Here is a 17,453-nt window from a genome sequence, read left to right as displayed (position 1 = left end):
GGTAGCGTTCTCCCCCGACAGCACCGGCGCGGCGATGGGGGACGAATTGCTCATCACGGACGACTTCCTGCCCGTTCCGGTCCCGGAGACACTGACCGCGACCTATCTGGTGCCGATGCGCGGGCTGCCGAGGGTGAGCCCACGGACGGCGGTGACAGCCCTGGCCGGACGGCTGGCCGAGCCGGCGTACGGGCTGGCCCGGCAGATGCTGGCGAGTCCGCTGATGAGCGTGGACACCCGACCGATCGACGAGTTCCCCGCGCTCCCGCCGGATTTGCTGACCGCGTTCGGTGCGACCCGCGAGCAGTTGGGGCGGCTGGCCGAGGCGACGCACGTGGTGGTGGTCCGGGCCGAGTACCGGCCGGGATGGCCGCCGGCACACGAGTGGGCGGCCCGGGCGGTGGCCGCCGCCGTCGCCGAGACCGTCGACGGGGACGTCGTGGACGTGTTCGGGTTGCAGTTCCTCGACCCGGCGACCGCGCTGCGTTCGCTCCCCGACGCCCACGGCCGGGTACGCCTGGTCGACTGGGTGCTGGTGCCGTACTCCTCGGACGCCGACGGGCTCTGGTTCACCACCAAGGGGCTGCGCCGGTTCGGGCTGCTGGAGTTGCAGACCCAGGGCGTCCCGGACCACCTGACCCGGGCCTGGGGGGCGGTGCTGACCGGGGTGGCCAGTCGGCTGCTGCGGACCTGGACCGACGGACTGGCCGGCGAGGAGGTGCCGGCATTCGTCCAACTGCCGGTGCTCACCACGGTCACCGGGCACGACATCGCGGTGGCGTACGGCAACCCGGAGCAGCACGGGGCGACCGCGCCGGTGCTGCTCCGGCTGGAGCTGGACCCGGCGACGGACCCGGAGGCGGACTCGTTTCTCAGCCTGCACCCGCCGGCCGGGCAGCCCGGGGCCCCCGGGCGGTACTTCGCCTCGGCGTGCGCCACGCTCTTCTCCGGCATCCAACCGGACGTGCGGTACGCCCGCCGGGGCGACGCCATGTCGAAGGCGGTGGCCACCGCCCGCGCCTCGCTGCCGGACGTCCGGGCCCGCTACCGGGCCGGGGCACTGCCGGCCGAGGCGCAGCTCGTGGTCAAGTACGGCCTGCCCGGCGACGAGGGCCCGGAGTTCGTCTGGGCGGCGGTGACGTCGTGGGAGACCCCGGAGCGGATCAGCGGCACCAGCGCCAGCGACGCCACGAACGACCCGGAGGTCCGCATCGGCACCCCGGTCGTGGTGGAGGCGACGGACGTCGTCGACTGGGCCCTGCTCGGCCCCACCGGGGTCATCGAGGGCGGCTGGACCCAGGCCGTCCTCGACTCCGGCGACCACCCCCGCTGACCCGAGGAGGGTGGCCGCCGGGCCGGTTCACCTGACGGAGGGGTCGACGAAGGGGGGCCGGGTGACGCGCATGCGGGCGCGGCGCCCCCGGACGTCGACCTCCACCTCGTCGCCGTCGGCCAGGCCGACCGCCGTGTCGAGCAGGGCCAGGGCGACGCCCTCCTTGCGGGTGGGCGAGAAGGTGCCGCTGGTGACCGTGCCGACCTCGGCGTCACCGACCCGCACGACCATGCCGGGACGGGGGATCGCCCGGTCGACCGCCACCAGGCCACGCAGGGTACGCCGGGGGCCGGCGGCCTTCTCGGCGCGCAGCGCGTCCCGCCCCCAGAAGGCCGGCTTGTCCCAGCCGACCGCCCAGCCGCAGCGCGCCTGCACCGGGGTGATCTCCAGCGACAGGTCCTGCCCGTGCAGCGGGTACCCCATCTCGGTGCGCAGCGTGTCCCGGGCGGCCAGGCCGCAGGCCCGCAGCCCGAAGTCGGTCCCGGCGGCGTGCAGGGCGTCCCAGACGGCGACCGCGTGCGCGGCGGGCACCACCAGCTCGTAGCCGAGTTCGCCGGTGTAGCCGGTGCGGCAGACGGTCAGCTCCACCCCGTCCAGGGTGGCGGTGGAGAAGCTCATGTAGTCGTGCCCGGTGGGCAGGCCGAGGGCGTCCAGCAGCGCGGCCGAGCGCGGCCCCTGCACGGCCAGCACGGCGTACGCCTCGTGCTCGTCGGTGACGGTGACCGACGACGGCGCGGCGGCGCGCAGCCGGCGCGTCACCTCGGCGGTGTTGGCGGCGTTCGGGATGAGGAAGACGTGCCCGTCGTCGTGCAGGTAGGCGATGATGTCGTCGACCACCCCGCCGGTCGCGTCGTCGCAGCAGAGGGTGTACTGCGCCCGTCCCGGGCCGATCCGGCCCAGGTCGTTGCTGAGGCAGGAGTTGACGAACCCGGCGGCGCCGGTTCCCGTCACCCGTACCTTGCCGAGGTGGGACACGTCGAAGACACCGACGGCCTCCCGGACGGCGGTGTGCTCCTTGAGCACACCGCCGCCGGCGTACTCCAGGGGCATCTCCCAGCCCCCGAAGGGAGCGAACTTCGCGCCTGCGGCGGTGTGCCGCTCGTGCAGCGGGGAACGACGCGACCGGGTCGCGGTCGCGTCGGAGGTCACGTCGGTCATGGTGGCAACTTACCGGGGACCGCACCGCTGGTTGGCATCGGCGGGACCCGCCGTATCCACGGGCGGGACAACCCTGTCCCCCGGCGGGTAGGTTGCCCCCGAAGACCATCACCGCCGGACGCAACCCGCGACCGGCCCGGCCCGCCCGGAGTAGCTTCAGTGACATCGCCCAGCACCACCCTGAGCCTGGTCGACACCGACCCCGCCGAGCTTGCCGTCGACGCCATCGTGATCGGCGTGCACAGTCAGACCGGTGAGCAGGACGCCGCCAGCGGCCCTGTCGGTTCCCTGCTCCTCGGCAGCGGCGCGGAGAGCATCGCCGCCGCCTTCGACGGCAAGCTGACCGAGACGCTGGCGCTGCTCGGCGCGACCGGCGCTCCCGGCGAGGTGATCAAGCTCGCCACGCTGGGCACGATCACCGCACCGATCGTCGCCGCGGTCGGGCTGGGCGCGGAGCCGACCGGCGCCGCCCCGGCGCCGGAGACGCTGCGCCGGGCCGCCGGGTCGGCGGTGCGGGCGCTGGTCGGCGCCGGCCGGGTGGCGCTGAGCCTGCCGCTGCCGGACGACGCGGACGCCCCGGCGGCGCTGCGCGCGGTCGCCGAGGGCGCGCTGCTGGGCGGATACCGGTTCGCCGGCTACAAGACCAAGCCGCAGCCGGCCCGGCGGGAGCCGGTGGCGGAGGTGCTGGTGGCGGTGCCGGACGCCGGGGACGCCACCGCGCAGGCGGAGATCGCCCGGGCGGCCACGGTGGCCGGCGCGGTGCGGCTCAGCCGGGACTGGGTGAACACCGCCCCCAACGACAAGCGCCCGCCGGCCTTCGCCGACACGGTGGCCGAGGCCGCCCGGGCCGCCGGCCTGACCGTCGAGGTGCTCGACGAGGCGGCCCTGGTTGAGGGGGGCTACGGCGGCATCATCGCCGTCGGGCAGGGTTCGGAGGCCCCGCCGCGACTGGTCAAGATCACGTACACCCCGGAGGGCGGGGCGACCGGCAAGCGGGTGGCGCTGGTCGGCAAGGGCATCACCTTCGACACCGGCGGCATCTCCATCAAGCCGTCGCAGGGCATGTGGGAGATGAAGTCCGACATGGCCGGCGCGGCGGCGGTCGCGGCGACCATGCTGGCCGTCGCGGCGCTGAAGCCGTCGGTGGCGGTGAGCGCCTACGTCCCGATGGCGGAGAACATGCCGTCGGGTACGGCGTACCGGCCGGGCGACGTCATCACCATGTTCAACGGCAAGCGGGTCGAGGTGCTCAACACCGACGCCGAGGGACGGATGGTCCTGGCCGACGCGATGGCGCGGGCCTGCGCGGACGGCTGCGACTACCTCGTCGAGACCTCCACCCTGACCGGCGGGCAGGTGATCTCCCTCGGCAAGCGGGTCGCCGGGGTGATGGGGACGCCGGAGCTCTGCGAGCGGGTGAAGGCGGTCGGCGACGCGGTCGGCGAGCCGGCCTGGCCGATGCCGCTGCCGGACGACGTGCGCAAGGGCATGGACTCCGACGTCGCCGACATCTCCCAGGTCAACGCCGGGATGGACCGGGCCGGGCACATGCTCCAGGGCGGCACGTTCCTGCGCGAGTTCGTCTCCGACGACGTGGCCTGGGCGCACATCGACATCGCCGGTCCGAGCTACCACTCGGGCGAGCCGACTGGATACTGGACCAAGGGCGGTACCGGCGTGCCGGTCCGGACCCTGGTGCAACTCGTCGAGGACATCGCCGCCGAGGGCTGAGGTGGTAGGAGGGGACCCCTGTTACCGCTTTTCGGTTAGCAGGGGTCCCCTGCACACACCCGGGCGCCGTGCAGACGCCCACGGACCGGAGCCGAGGGTGCGGGGGCGTTACCTCAGTACCGCTCGGGGCGGCGCTTGCGTCGCTCGTTGAAGTCGCGCATCCGTTGCGGGTAGCCGACCAGGCGCACGTCGTAGATGGGGACGGCGAGCCGGTGGGCGAAGCGGCGGGCGTTCTCCGGCGAGTCGATACGGCGGCGGGTCCACTCCCCGTCGTCGGCGATCAGCATCACCGTGGTCTCGGTGACGGTGGTCCGGGGTTCGATGAACGCCTCGACCCCACGCCTGGTCCGGACGAAGTTCTCCAGGTGCTCAAGATCGGCACGGCTGGCCGCGCGTCCCGGACCCGTGTCACCGCTGGGCTTGCGTCGTCGCCGGAACAGCGCCACCGGCCATCCCCTCCACCCGCCGTCTCGAGACACCTTCCGCCAAGCGTACGTGTCCTCGACGTGTCGTTGAGCACCTGACTACGCGCGCTGCGAGGGCAGGTGACAAGATGACCGAGGCGAGTATGCCCTTTTCCTGGCATGACCCTCGTAGCAGCGACGCGACCTGGGAGTTGAGTGTGAGCGAGCCGAACGACGCGACCTTCGACGTTGTCATCCTCGGAGGAGGCAGTGGCGGCTATGCGGCGGCGCTGCGCGCCGCCCAGCTGGACCTCAAGGTCGCGCTGATCGAGAAGGGCAAGCTCGGCGGGACCTGCCTGCACAACGGCTGCATCCCGACCAAGGCCCTGCTGCACGCGGCCGAGATCGCCGACAACACCCGCGAGTCGGAGCAGTTCGGCGTCAAGGCCGAGCTGGTCGGCATCGACATGGCCGGGGTCAACTCGTACAAGGACGGCGTCGTCGCCCGCCTGTACAAGGGCCTCCAGGGCCTGGTCGGCAGCTCGAAGAACATCACCTTCGTGTCGGGGGCCGGCCGACTGGTGGGGCCGAACGTCGTCGAGGTCGACGGCAAGCGCTACACCGGCCGTAACGTGGTGCTGGCCACCGGCTCGTACGCCCGCAGCCTGCCCGGCCTGGAGGTCGACGGCGAGCGGGTGATCACCAGTGACCACGCGCTGACCCTGGACCGGGTTCCCGCGTCGGCGATCGTGCTCGGCGGCGGCGTGATCGGCGTCGAGTTCGCCAGCGTCTGGAAGTCCTTCGGGGTGGACGTGACGATCATCGAGGCGCTGCCCCGACTGGTCGCCGCCGAGGACGAGGAGTCGTCGAAGGCGCTGGAGCGGGCGTTCCGCAAGCGGAAGATCAACTTCAAGGTCGGCAAGCCCTTCGAGAAGGTCGAGAAGACCGAGAAGGGCGTCAAGGTCACCATCGCCGGTGGCGAGACCGTCGAGGCCGAGCTGCTGCTCGTCGCCGTCGGCCGTGGCCCGGTCACCGCCGACCTCGGGTACGAGGAGCAGGGCGTCAAGATCGACCGCGGGTACGTGCTGACCGACGAGCGGCTGCGCACCGGTGTGCCGAACGTCTACGCGGTCGGCGACATCGTCCCCGGTCTCCAGCTGGCGCACCGCGGCTTCCAGCAGGGCATCTTCGTCGCCGAGGAGATCGCCGGCCGGAACCCCACCGTGATCGACGAGGCGGGCATCCCCCGGGTCACCTACTGCGACCCGGAGCTGGCGTCGGTCGGCCTCACCGAGGCCAAGGCCAAGGAGCAGTACGGGGCGGACAAGATCAAGACCTACAACTACAACCTGGGTGGCAACGGCAAGAGCCAGATCCTCAAGACCACGGGCTTCGTCAAGCTGGTCCGGGTCTCCGACGGTCCGGTGGTCGGCGTGCACATGGTCGGCGCCCGGGTCGGTGAGCTGATCGGCGAGGCACAGCTCATCTACAACTGGGAGGCCTACCCGGCCGAGGTGGCGCAGCTCGTGCACGCCCACCCGACGCAGAACGAGGCCCTCGGCGAGGCGCACCTCGCCCTGGCGGGCAAGCCGCTGCACGCGCACGCCTGACCACACCCACATCCGCGACGTCCGGCGGCAAGCGGGCGAGGATCCGTACCCAGGCCACGAAGGAGTCTTGAAAGATGCCGGTATCGGTCACCATGCCCCGGCTCGGCGAAAGCGTCACCGAGGGCACCGTCACGCGCTGGCTCAAGCAGGAGGGCGACACGGTCGAGGTCGACGAGCCGCTGCTCGAGGTCTCGACCGACAAGGTCGACACCGAGATCCCGTCCCCCGCGGCGGGGGTGCTGAGCCGGATCGTGGTGGGCGAGGACGAGACCGCCGAGGTCGGCAGCGAGCTCGCCGTCATCGCCGGTGAGGGCGAGGAGACCGGCGGCGGCGCTCCCCAGGAGGAGCAGGAGGCTCCGGCGGAGAAGGCCGAGCCGACCGCCGCCGCCGAGGGCACCGGTCCCGAGCCGGAGCAGCCGAAGGAGCAGGAGCAGCCGAAGTCCGAGGCCGCCCCGGCGCCGTCGGGCGAGGGCACCCCGGTGAAGATGCCGGCGCTCGGCGAGAGCGTCACCGAGGGTACGGTCACCCGCTGGCTCAAGCAGGTCGGCGACACGGTCGAGGTCGACGAGCCGCTGCTCGAGGTCTCGACCGACAAGGTCGACACCGAGATCCCGTCGCCGGTGGCCGGCACCCTGCTGGAGATCACCGTCCCCGAGGACGAGACCGCCGAGGTGGGCGCCACCCTGGCGGTGGTCGGCACGGCCGGTGCCGCCCCGGCCGAGGCCAAGCCGGAACCGAAGCCCGAGCCGGCCGCCCAGGAGCCGACCCCGGGCCTGTCCTACAACGAGCCGTCCGCCGAGGCCGAGGCGGCGGCGCAGCCCGCCAAGGCCGAGCAGCAGGCCACGCCGGCCGCCCCGACGGCCGCCCCGCAGCGGCCGGCCGCACCGGCCCAGGGTGGTGGCGAGGAGGCCGCCGGTTACGTGACCCCGCTGGTCCGCAAGCTGGCCAGCGAGCACGGCGTCGACCTCTCCTCGATCAGCGGCACCGGTGTCGGTGGCCGGATCCGCAAGCAGGACGTGCTGGACGCGGTGGAGAAGGCCAAGGCGGCCAAGGCCGCACCGGCCCCCGCCGCCGCTCCGGCTCCGGCCGCGGCGGCCCCGGCCAAGCCGAAGGCGCAGCCGAGCGCCAAGCGGGGCACCACCGAGAAGATGCCCCGGGTCCGCGCGGTCATCGCCAAGCGGATGCAGGAGTCGCTGCACGAGATGGCGCAGCTCACCACGGTGGTCGAGGTGGACGTCACCAAGGTCGCCAAGCTGCGGGCCCGGGCCAAGGACGCCTTCCTGGCGCGGCACGGCGTGAAGCTCTCCTTCCTGCCGTTCTTCGCGCTGGCGGCGGTCGAGGCGCTCCAGACGTACCCGGTGGTCAACGCCAGCATGGACCTCGACGCCGGTACGATCACCTACCCGAAGTCGGAGAACCTCGGCATCGCGGTGGACACCGAGCGGGGCCTGATGGTGCCGGTCGTGCACGACGCCGGTGACCTCAACCTGGGTGGGCTGGCCAAGCGGATCGCCGACCTGGCCGACCGCACCCGGACCAACAAGATCAGCCCGGACGAGATCGCCGGGGCGACCTTCACCCTCACCAACACCGGCAGCCGGGGGGCCCTGTTCGACACCCCGATCGTGCCATCGCCGCAGTCGGCGATGCTCGGCACCGGTGCGGTCGTCAAGCGCCCGATCGTGGTGAACGACCCGGAGCTGGGCGAGGTGATCGCCGTCCGGTCGATGGTCTACCTGGCCCTCTCCTACGACCACCGGCTGATCGACGGTGCCGACGCGGCCCGCTTCCTGGTCGCCGTCAAGGAGCGCCTGGAGGCCGGCAACTTCGAGGCGGAGCTGGGCCTGTCCTGACCCGCTGAGCACACCGCCGCAGGGGCGTCCCCGACCACGGGGGCGCCCCTGCGGCGTATCCCACGGTGTCCGCTCCCCGTAACCGGAGCAACCCACGGCGATGCCGTCGCACCTCGTAGCACACCTGCCTCAAGCTGCTCTGCGGTCATTCCTTTGTGGATTGTCAACACCTTGCGGCATGTCTATCGGAAGGTCGACAATCGCTCCCCGGCACCAGGGCAGGGTCGATCGGATCGGGTTAGATGTGATGATCACGCCACCCCCGGGCAGGTAGCTTTGGCCGATCGTCACGCCCTTCTCATCGGTGTTCCGACCTACGATGCGGATCTCTTTCCGTCGATGCGCGACGTCGTCAACGCGGACGTCGCCCGGATGGCTGACGCCCTTGGCCGCTCCGGCTACCACATCGAGTTCTGTGGTGCCGGCAGCAGTGCCACGGCGGAGCCCACCGGCGGGCGGATCAAGGCGGCCATCCTCCGGGCGTGTGCGGCGGTACCACCGGACGGAGTCCTCCTGGTCTACTTCTCCGGCCACGGGGTCACCCTCGGCGGGGAGAGCTTCCTCGTCCCCTGCGACGCCTACGAGACGATGTCCGGGGACCTACCAGCCCGCGACAGCCTCGTACCGGTCATCCCCAACGGTCTCCGTCAGTGCCAGGCTCGGCTCGTCGTCTTTCTCATCGACGCGTGCCGCCAGGATCCAGCCGCGGACGCGGTGACGCCGATTGGCGGCGGGAACCTGTCCTGGCTCGAACATGGTGACCTCGCGCTCATCAACAGTTGTCGTCCGGGAGAGCAGAGCGGCTACTCCGACACCGGCAGCTTCTTCACCACTGCGCTGGCCGAAGTGGTGGACCGGCGTAACCCCGCCCGGACCCTGCGCGATGTGTTCACCGCAGTCGAGATCCAGATGGCCCGCAAGACGGCCCGTACCGACGGGCTCCGCCAACGCCCCCACCTGGCACTGGCCACCGGACGGAGTGGACCGGGTTCCCCGGACGACGTCGTCATCTGTGACGGTGACCAGGTCAGCGAAGCGTGGCGCCGAGCCGTGGAGAACACCGCCCTGTGGCAGCACGGCACCTCTCCGGAACACCACGAAACGGTACGGGCAGCGCTGTTGAAGCTGGTGGCCCAGGGCGCACGTCAGTGGCAGGACGTCCAGGACCTGCTTCCGGAGAAGGCGAGCGCACGGGACCCCTGGTCGGCGCACAACTACCCGATCCGGGTTCTGACCGAGATGGAAGGTTGCCTCACCGAGCACGCGACACTGGGTCCCCTTGAACTGGGCATGTTGATAGCCGCGCCGTTCCTGCGGGAGATCGCTCTCTCCGCCGGGCTCCGAGAGGCAGCCGGGATCGGGCCGACCCTCTTCGAACGCACCTACCAGGACGGGCCCCGCCACGACCTGGAGATCACCCATGCCATACACGAGCATGTCTGCCGCCGAGCCGAAGGGCTCGCCCGGCGGGGCAAGAACGACGCCCGGGATGCGCTCGCGCTCTGGCTGGTGCACGGCTGGCTCAACGGGCGTACGGCGACCTGGGACGCCCCTGCCCTACACCAGTCCGCCCGGCGACTGGCCACGGTGCTCACCTGCCTTCCCGGTGCCACCACGGTCACCGAGAACGAGGTCACATCCGTGCTACGGGTGTTGGCCCGTGCCGTCGGCGCGGGCGCGGAGGACGCCCTGCTGTCGGAACGGCTCCGGTGGGACGACTTCGCGCCGCGAACCCGGGCGCTCGGGGCACTGCTCATGGTGGCCGGCGTGATGGCCGCCGACCTGCGCCGGATGCCGACCGTGGTCGTCGACCACGTCGGCACCGGTTCGCAGCTGCAGATCGCCACGCTGCACGAGGCGGCCATGCGATTGAGGTGGCACCGCTGTGCGGGTAGGCCCATGACTAACGATCTTGCGGAAACTGGCGCTAAGGGTCTGGGCTGAGGGGTCAGGGCCAGGCGACGGGTATTAGCTCCGGCGGGATGTCGCGTAGTTTGATCGTTCGTGTCTGAGGTGGACGAGCAGCAGGTCGGGGATGGGGACGAGAGGTCGTTTCTGTCGGCGCGGCAGGTCGCGGCGTACGGGTGTTTCGACGGCCCGCCGTCGGTGGAGGATCTGGAGCGGTTCTTCTTCCTTGATGACGCTGACCGGTTGTTGCTGGCCAAGCGTCGGGGCGACGGCAACCGGCTGGGGTTTGCGCTGCAGTTGACGACGGTGCGGTACCTGGGCACGTTCCTGGATGACCCGATCGATGTGCCGTCGGTTGTGGTGGACGTGCTGGCCACCCAGCTCGGGATCGCGGACGCCTCGTGTGTGAAGACGTACGTGGAGCGGGCGAACACGAAGTGGGAGCACCGTCGGGAGATCGTTGTGGCCGACGGGTGGCGGGAGTTCGCCGATGTCCGCGAGGACTTGACGGCTTGGATTGATCATCGGGCGTGGACGACGGGTGCGGGCCCGAAGGTGATCTTTCAGGGGGTGCTGGCGTGGTTGCTGGCCCGTCAGGTGCTGCTGCCTGCCGTGCGGGAGCTGGAGCGGCTGGTGGCCCGGGTGGTCCGCTTGTCGCACGTGCGGCTGTGGACGACTCTGGCGGCGATGGTGTCTGCGCGGCAGGCCGGTCTGCTCCTGGATTTGGTCGAGGTGCCGGCGGGTCGGCGGGTGTCACCGCTGGAGAGGTTGCGTCAGGGGCCGGTCGACCGCACCGGCAAGGCGATGGCGGGCGCGTTGCGGCGGGTGGCTGAGGTCGCGGAGATCGGCCTTGGGGAGGTGGACCTGGGTGTGGTGCCGCGACGGCGGGTGGTGGACCTGGCCCGCCGTGGCATGTCGGCGAACGCCACGGACCTGCGCCGGACGAGCCCGTATCCGAAGCGGCTGGCGACGTTGTTGTCGACGATGGTGTACCTGGAGGGCAAGGCCACCGATGACGCCCTGGAGCTCTTCGATGTGATCATGACAAGTGAGTTGCTGGCGCGCGCCGAGCGTCAGTCCAACGCCGATAAGGCGAGGCGGTACCCGCGGGTGGCCCGTGACGCCTCCAAGCTGGCGGCGGCAGTGGCGGTGCTGCTGGAGTCCGAGGACTGGGGCGAGGACCTGACAGTTGGGCGGTTGTGGGACGCGATCGAGGACGTGGCCTCTCGGGCGGAGTTGCGCGGCGCGGTGGAGCGGGTGCACCAGGTGGTGCCGCCGGGCGTCGACCCGGATGGTGAGTGGCGGGCGGCGTTGTTGACCCGCTATCCCCTGGTCCGGAGGTTCATTCGGCTGCTGGCCACCACTATCGAGTTCGGGGCCACCACGGACGCCGCGCCGGTGCTGTATGCGCTGACCAGCCTGCCGGACCTGCTCGACGCCGACGCGACCAAGCGGGTGCCGGCCGGTTATCTGGACGCCCGCAAGGTCGCCATCGAGGTGATCACCCCTGGCTGGCGGGACCTGGTGCTGCGCAAGGACCGCCCGGCGGAGACGGTGGACAAGATCGCCTACGTGTTCTGTGTACTCGACCAGTTCCACCAGCGGCTACGCCGCCGTGACATCTTCGCCGCCGCCTCCTCACGCTGGGCCGACCCGCGGGCGCTGCTGCTGTCGGGCGCTGCGTGGCAGGCCCGGCGCGCGGACCTGATGGACTCCCTGCAGCTGCCCGACGACCCGGCCGACCTGCTGAACGCGTACGCGGCTGAGCTGGACGGCATGTGGAAGCACATGGCGCGGCGGGTCGAGGCGGGGGACGTGACGGTCGACGGCGAGGGCCGGGTGCGCGTCGCCGCGGTGAAAGCCGTACCCGAACCGGACTCGCTGGGCGAGCTGCGGGAGCGGTGCGAGGCGATGATGCCGGAGGTCGACATCGGGGAGTTGCTGCTGGAGGTGTGATGGGCTGGCACCCGGGCTTCGCCGGCGCCTACACCCACGTCTCCGGTGGCGCCCGCCTGGACGCCGGCATGGACCTGACCCTCGCCGCGGTGCTCACCGCCCAAGCCCTCAACGTCGGCTGGAAGCCGGTCATCACGCCAGGTAACCCGGCGCTGACCCGCTCGCGGATCAGCCACGTGTACCAGAACTACGTCCGCGCCGACACCCACGCCGTGGCCAACGCGGTGCTGATCAGCGGGCAGGCCGGGATCGGCACGGCCGAGGTGTGGGGCGGCGGGCTGGTCGCCGCCGTCGACGGCACCCGGTTCGTGGTGCCGGTGCGCTCGATCCACGCCCGGCCGAATCCGAAGTACTTCGGCCGCAAACGCGGCGCCACCTACCTCAACATGATCAACGATCAGGGGGTGGGAATCGCGGGCATGGTGCTGTCCGGTACCCCGAAGGACTCCCTGTACGCGGTGGACCTGATGTACCGCCGCGACGGCGGGCCACGGCCGGAGGTGTTCGTCTCCGACACCGGTTCCTACTCCGACATGGTGTTCGGCCTGCTCAAGCTTCTCGGTGTGGACTACCGTCCGGAGCTTGCCGGCCTGCCCGAGCAGAAGCTGTGGCGGGTGAACCCGACCGCCGACTACGGGCCCCTGAACACCGCGGCGCGCGGGAAGATCGACCTGGCGAAGGTCCGCCGGCACTGGCCGGACATCTGCCGCATCGCCGCCTCGGTGCACTCCGGCGCGATCAGCGCCTCCGACGTGATGCGGATGCTGCAGCACGGCGGCAACCCCACCCAACTCGGCGACGCCCTCGCGCACTTCGGCCGGATCTTCAAAACGCTGCACGTGCTGTCCTACGCCGACAGGGAGGGCTACCGGCGCGACATCAAGCGGATCCGTAACCTCCAGGAGGAACGCCACGGCCTGGCCAAGCACGTCTTCCACGGCCGCAAGGGCGAGCTGCGGGAGGCATACCACGCCGGGATGGAAGACCAGCTCGGCGCGCTCGGCCTGGTCGTCAACGCGATCACGCTGTGGAACACCGTCTACCTCGACCGGATCCTGACCATACTGCGCGCCGACGGCTACCCGGTGCGCGATGCCGACGTCTCCCGGCTTCACCCCTACTGGCTCAAGCACGTCAACGTCCACGGCCACTACAGTTTCACCCCGCCCGACCTCGACGCCGACGGCCGCCGCGCCCTGCGCGACCCCGACCAGCCCGACCCGGACGACGGCTGACGCGCCGGTTGGCCGACCGGACGACCAGCCGTCCCGAGCTGGGCCTATGGCTCGACACCGACGGATTCCCCTGTGCTGGGGACGCGAAACGGAGAGGAACTGTTGGCGCCATCGGCCGGTACGCTGGAGACCTTAGACACAAAGACCCGGAAGCAGGCGATCATGGACTTTCCGACGCTGCTGATCTCCGCGCTGCGCCTGCTCCTGCCCGCCGTGGTGGTGGCTGTGGTGCTGCTGGCGCTGTTCTGGTGGCCGGGCCGGATCCGTCGACGGCTTCACGCCCGGCGCCAAAGGAGCGAATCCGCCGGCGAGCAGTAAGCCTCGTCAGATGGCTTGCTGCTCGCCGGCCGGACGATGGGTCAGCGTTGCGCGTCGATCAGCGCCTGCCGCGCGACATCACTGGCGTCGGCGGACATGAGCAGCGCGGAGTCGGAGCGGACCACCAGAGGCAGGTAGCCCAACGCCTCGGCGAGTTTGTTGATCCAGGCGACGCCGTCCTCGACATCCCGCGTTGGCACGCCGATGGCGGCCGCGACGTCGCTCGCGGTGGCTGGCCGCCCGGGGCGCGCGGCGAGGTGGCCGACGATGTCGCGGCCGGTGCTGCTGAGCTTGCGCAGCAGTGCCCGAGCGTCGAACGCCACATCCGGACCGCCGACCACCCACTGGCGGGTCGGATCGTTGGCGGGGTTCTCGTCGATCATCATCGCTCCCATCGCCGCACCGGTCGGGGCGCCGCACTGGCCGCTGACTACATGTCGCAGTAGTCGGTGGCCCGGCCGATGTACCCGTTGGTCGCCTTGTAGTACGCCGTCACCCACAGCATGTGCCGCTTGCGGATCAGGCCCGGTCGGCGTGCTCCACGACCCGGTTGACGAGGTGTACGGCCAGTCCGTCGTGGTCTTCCACCACTGGCCGTCGATGAAGAGGTCCCGGAAGACCTCCAGTTGCTGGTTGGCCTGGGCGTCGACTCCCCACCCCTTGTCCTTCACGTACATGGTGGGAACGTTGTAGCAGTTGATGTCGGCATAGACGATGGCGGCCGTGGTCTGCGGCGGATTCGACTTCGCCAGGGCCAACCTCGCCAAGGCACCTCGCTCGTCGGCGCGGAAGAGGTCGGAGGATGCAGCAGGATCGGCCTCGCCCTGTCGGTCCTACGCAGCAGCGGGCGCAACGGTTACGGCCAGGACGGAAGCGACAACGAGTAGGACCACGCTTGCGCGACGTCCCACCCGGTGCATCACTCTTCGCATTGATCACCCTCCCTAATGTGATGTAGGCCCGGCCGATGCTGCCACAAGGCATAGAGGCATGGGAGTTTCTAACTGCCATTACGTCTGGCACCATCTACTCAAAGGGCCAACCGTCGGTGGGCGAGTCATCTGACGCGTTCCGGGAGATTCGCCGTCAGACCTGCATTCGACTCTCTGCGAGCCGGCTCACTGCTGCCGGGACGCCACGAACGCCGAGCCGACGATCACCAGCTCCAGGGAGAGCAGCATGGCGACATGGTCGCGTCCGACCCTGTCGACATTCAGTACGGCGATCAGCATGCCCACCGCCACCAGCGCGATACCCCAACGGCTCTACTGCTCATGCTCTCGCCTTACCGCGTCCACGGGGTGAGAAGCTATCGTCGCGGTGGCCTGAGCACGCTCCAGCACCCGGTACACCGTCTGCCGCGACACCTCGAACAACTCGGCCAGCTCGACGATGGCGTGCTCCCCGGCGGCGTGCAGCTTGAGCAGATGCGCCTGCCGGGTGGCCGACAGCTTCGGCGCCCGGCCCTTGAGTTTGCCCTTGGCCCGGGCGATGGCCATGCCCTCCCGGGTCCGCATCCGCAGCAGGTCGACCTCGAACTCGGCGAACGTGGCCAAGATGTTGAAGAACATCTTGCCCATCGGGTCGGTCGGGTCGTAGACCATCGTGCCCAGCTGCAGCCGGATGCTGCGCGCGGCGAGGGAGTCACCGATCTGCCGGGCGTCCGGCACGGAACGGGCGAGCCGGTCGAGCTTGGGCACCACCAGGGTATCGCCGGTCCGCACGGCGGCGAGGGCTTGGTCCAAGCCGGGCCGGGCGCGGGTGGTGCCGGAATACGCCCGGTCGAGGTAGATCCGTTCGGCCGGCACCCCGAGGTCGAGCAAGATCTGTCTGTTCGCTTCCAGGTCCTGCTTGTCAGTGGAGCAGCGGGCGTATCCGATCAGCACGGCGGTCACGGCCGCAGCGTAACGGATAGCCCCCCATCACCGGACAGATCACCGGACACCCTATCTGTGACAGCACCTGTCGCTGGTAGGCGCGTCTCGTGCCACGGCCGCCGGCGTGTCCGTTGAGGGTTCCCCTAACGGACAGCAGAGCCCCCACCAGTTGCCAGGATCAGGAACCTGGCGGCCTGGGATAGCCCAAGCGCAGAAGATGGCCTCCCGGCGAGGCAGGGCGAGCCATCCACAGAACGACCGCCCTTAGCGCCAGTTTCCGCAAGATCGTTAGTCATGGGCCAAGGAGCAGCCGAATGGCTGACACCAGCATCGAATGGGCCACCGCCGTGTGGAACCCGACGACCGGATGCGACCGGGTCTCGCCGGGGTGCGACAAGTGCTACGCGCTGACGATGGCCCGCCGTCTCAAGGCGATGGGGTCGGCGAAGTACCAGGTGGACGGCCACCCGGCCACGTCCGGCTCCGGGTTCGGGCTGACCCTGCACCCGGACACCCTTACCGACCCGCTCGGGTGGCGCCGCCCGGAGCGGATCTTCGTCAACTCGATGAGCGACCTGTTCCACGCGCGGGTGCCGCTGGCGTTCGTGCAGCAGGTGTTCGAGGTGATGGCCGCGACCCCGCAGCACACGTACATGGTGCTGACCAAGCGGGCCGGCCGGTTCCCCCGGGTCGCCCCGCGGCTGTCGTGGCCGTCGAACCTGTGGGTGGGGGTCAGCGTCGAGAACGCCGACTACCTCGGCCGCGTCGACGAGCTGCGCGCCGTGCCGGCCGCCGTCCGGTTCATCTCCGCCGAGCCCCTGCTCGGCCCGCTCGACGGGTTGGACCTGGCCGGGATCGACTGGCTCATCGCCGGCGGCGAGTCCGGGCCCGGCGCCCGCCCGATGTCCCTGGCGTGGGTGCGGGACCTGCTCGCCATGTGCGACAGGTGCGACACCGCCCCGTTCGTCAAGCAGCTCGGCGCGGCGTGGGCCCGGCAGCACGGCGCCGACAGCAAGGGCGGCGACTGGACGCACTGGCCGGCCGACCTTCGGGTCCGCACCTACCCGGCCCCGGTCGGGGCGGTGGCGCGGTGAAGCCGGCCCGGATCCAACGCCGGCGTACCGCCGGGTGGCGGATGCCCGCCGGCGCCGTCTACGTCGGCCGGCCGACCCGGTGGGGGAACCCGGTCGTGGTGGTCGACGGCGACCGGGCCGCCGCGGTGCAGGCGTACGCGCAGCTGCTCGACGTCCGCCCGGACCTGGTGGCCGCCGCCCGCGCGGCGCTGGCCGGGAAGACCCTCGTGTGCTGGTGCCCGGTCGGGCAACCCTGCCACGGCGATGTGCTCGCCGCGGTGGCCGCCGGCGCCAGCCCGCAGGACGTGCTGCGCGCTCTCACCGACCCGCCCGCGCAGGCGGCCGGCCATGGCGCGACGTGACGCCCAGCCGACGGTGCTCGACTGGCGGCACTGCACCGTCGGCGACCCGGAACCGTGCGTGATCTGCGGGAAGCCCGCCATCAGCCGCAGTCCCAAGGGCGTGCCGTGCCACAAGACGTGCGCGGAGGCGTGGAACACGGAGCACCAGAAGTAACCGTCACCAGCGGCAGGGCCGGGGCCCACCAGCCCCGGCCCGCCCCGCGTGTGCGACAGGTGCGAGACGTGCCCGCCGTGCTCTACCGCCAGCGGTCCCTGTCGCAGGACGTCGACCTGGGGCAGCCCTTGCCCGCGACCAGCAGCCCCGGCATGGCGGAGCCCAGGACGACGACCTACCGCAGGGTGGACCCGATGGCACCGCAGCTCTACACCGCCGAGCAGGTACTCGCCATCGCCACCGAGGCGTACCTCCGCGGCCGGTACGACGCCGACGTCAACGACCTGCACGGCACGTGGGCCGAGTTCGACGAGCCCCGCGCCACCCGTGAGCAGCGGGTCGCCGCCCGCCTGGCCGACATGGACCACCGAGCCCGCGTGCGGGCCGCCCGTGAGGGCCGCCCCTACCGGATCTATCGAGGTGGCCCCGTCGACTGGGACACCGGCCGTCCCGCCCAGCACCGCATCGCCAGCTGACCCCC

Annotated in this window: 16 protein-coding genes; 12 read left to right on the top strand and 4 right to left on the bottom strand. The window is 71.1% G+C overall.

The window, feature by feature from the left end; genetic code table 11:
• Positions 1-46 precede the first annotated feature (46 nt).
• A complete protein-coding gene (locus tag GA0074694_RS17440) occupies positions 47-1,333 on the top strand; it encodes a DUF2314 domain-containing protein (RefSeq protein ID WP_091463340.1) in 1,287 nt (428 codons plus the stop codon).
• A gap of 27 nt (positions 1,334-1,360) precedes the next feature.
• On the opposite strand, the gene gcvT is transcribed toward GA0074694_RS17440, so the two are convergent.
• Positions 1,361-2,491, bottom strand: a complete 1,131-nt coding sequence (gene gcvT, locus GA0074694_RS17435; protein ID WP_091459690.1) for a glycine cleavage system aminomethyltransferase GcvT — start codon at positions 2,489-2,491, stop codon at positions 1,361-1,363.
• Positions 2,492-2,650: 159 nt separating this feature from the next.
• On the opposite strand from gcvT, the gene GA0074694_RS17430 reads away from it, so the two are divergent.
• On the top strand, positions 2,651-4,222 hold the full coding sequence (locus tag GA0074694_RS17430; protein WP_091459689.1) for a leucyl aminopeptidase: 1,572 nt from the start codon (positions 2,651-2,653) through the stop codon (positions 4,220-4,222).
• Between the two features lie 113 nt (positions 4,223-4,335).
• Here the strand turns inward: GA0074694_RS17430 and GA0074694_RS17425 are convergent, their stop codons facing one another.
• A complete protein-coding gene (locus tag GA0074694_RS17425; protein WP_091459688.1) occupies positions 4,336-4,668 on the bottom strand; it encodes a hypothetical protein in 333 nt (110 codons plus the stop codon).
• Between the two features lie 122 nt (positions 4,669-4,790).
• On the opposite strand from GA0074694_RS17425, the gene lpdA reads away from it, so the two are divergent.
• From lpdA to GA0074694_RS31730, 6 genes are all read left to right on the top strand, one after another.
• A complete protein-coding gene (lpdA, locus tag GA0074694_RS17420; RefSeq protein WP_176738176.1) occupies positions 4,791-6,236 on the top strand; it encodes a dihydrolipoyl dehydrogenase in 1,446 nt (481 codons plus the stop codon).
• A gap of 74 nt (positions 6,237-6,310) precedes the next feature.
• A complete protein-coding gene (gene sucB, locus GA0074694_RS17415; protein WP_091459686.1) occupies positions 6,311-8,089 on the top strand; it encodes a 2-oxoglutarate dehydrogenase, E2 component, dihydrolipoamide succinyltransferase in 1,779 nt (592 codons plus the stop codon).
• 153 nt (positions 8,090-8,242) lie between these two features.
• Positions 8,243-10,033: a caspase family protein gene (locus tag GA0074694_RS17410; protein ID WP_342670938.1), complete on the top strand. Its 1,791-nt coding sequence runs from the start codon at positions 8,243-8,245 to the stop codon at positions 10,031-10,033.
• A 60-nt stretch (positions 10,034-10,093) separates the two neighbouring features.
• Positions 10,094-11,953, top strand: a complete 1,860-nt coding sequence (locus GA0074694_RS32270) for a DUF4158 domain-containing protein (protein WP_218105724.1) — start codon at positions 10,094-10,096, stop codon at positions 11,951-11,953.
• Positions 11,953-13,188 (top strand): Tn3 family transposase, encoded by a 1,236-nt coding sequence (locus tag GA0074694_RS32265; RefSeq protein WP_218105723.1) that lies wholly within the window; start codon positions 11,953-11,955, stop codon positions 13,186-13,188. The genes GA0074694_RS32270 and GA0074694_RS32265 overlap by 1 nt, the downstream gene beginning before the upstream one ends.
• A gap of 162 nt (positions 13,189-13,350) precedes the next feature.
• A complete protein-coding gene (locus GA0074694_RS31730) occupies positions 13,351-13,506 on the top strand; it encodes a hypothetical protein (protein ID WP_176737988.1) in 156 nt (51 codons plus the stop codon).
• A 41-nt stretch (positions 13,507-13,547) separates the two neighbouring features.
• Here GA0074694_RS31730 and GA0074694_RS17395 read toward each other — a convergent pair whose 3' ends face one another.
• Together GA0074694_RS17395 and GA0074694_RS17390 are read right to left on the bottom strand one after the other, a co-directional pair.
• Complete coding sequence (locus GA0074694_RS17395) at positions 13,548-14,273, bottom strand: hypothetical protein (RefSeq protein ID WP_141714180.1); 726 nt, start codon at positions 14,271-14,273, stop codon at positions 13,548-13,550.
• A 498-nt stretch (positions 14,274-14,771) separates the two neighbouring features.
• A complete protein-coding gene (locus tag GA0074694_RS17390; protein ID WP_091459682.1) occupies positions 14,772-15,401 on the bottom strand; it encodes a recombinase family protein in 630 nt (209 codons plus the stop codon).
• A 296-nt stretch (positions 15,402-15,697) separates the two neighbouring features.
• On the opposite strand from GA0074694_RS17390, the gene GA0074694_RS17385 reads away from it, so the two are divergent.
• The 4 genes from GA0074694_RS17385 to GA0074694_RS17375 all read left to right on the top strand — a co-directional run bounded on the left by GA0074694_RS17385 (position 15,698) and on the right by GA0074694_RS17375 (position 17,448).
• On the top strand, positions 15,698-16,477 hold the full coding sequence (locus GA0074694_RS17385) for a DUF5131 family protein (protein ID WP_091459681.1): 780 nt from the start codon (positions 15,698-15,700) through the stop codon (positions 16,475-16,477).
• Positions 16,474-16,818, top strand: a complete 345-nt coding sequence (locus GA0074694_RS17380; protein WP_091459680.1) for a DUF4326 domain-containing protein — start codon at positions 16,474-16,476, stop codon at positions 16,816-16,818. The genes GA0074694_RS17385 and GA0074694_RS17380 overlap by 4 nt, the downstream gene beginning before the upstream one ends.
• Positions 16,805-16,972, top strand: a complete 168-nt coding sequence (locus GA0074694_RS31725) for a hypothetical protein (RefSeq protein WP_176737987.1) — start codon at positions 16,805-16,807, stop codon at positions 16,970-16,972. Before GA0074694_RS17380 ends, GA0074694_RS31725 begins: the two co-directional genes overlap by 14 nt.
• Before the next feature lie 68 nt (positions 16,973-17,040).
• Complete coding sequence (locus GA0074694_RS17375) at positions 17,041-17,448, top strand: hypothetical protein (RefSeq protein ID WP_091459679.1); 408 nt, start codon at positions 17,041-17,043, stop codon at positions 17,446-17,448.
• The last annotated feature ends 5 nt before the right edge of the window (positions 17,449-17,453 follow it).

The organism is Micromonospora inyonensis, from assembly GCF_900091415.1.
Lineage (GTDB): Bacteria > Actinomycetota > Actinomycetes > Mycobacteriales > Micromonosporaceae > Micromonospora > Micromonospora inyonensis.
Note: the sequence above shows the minus strand (reverse complement) of the source record. Positions and strands in the feature narration are given on the sequence as shown.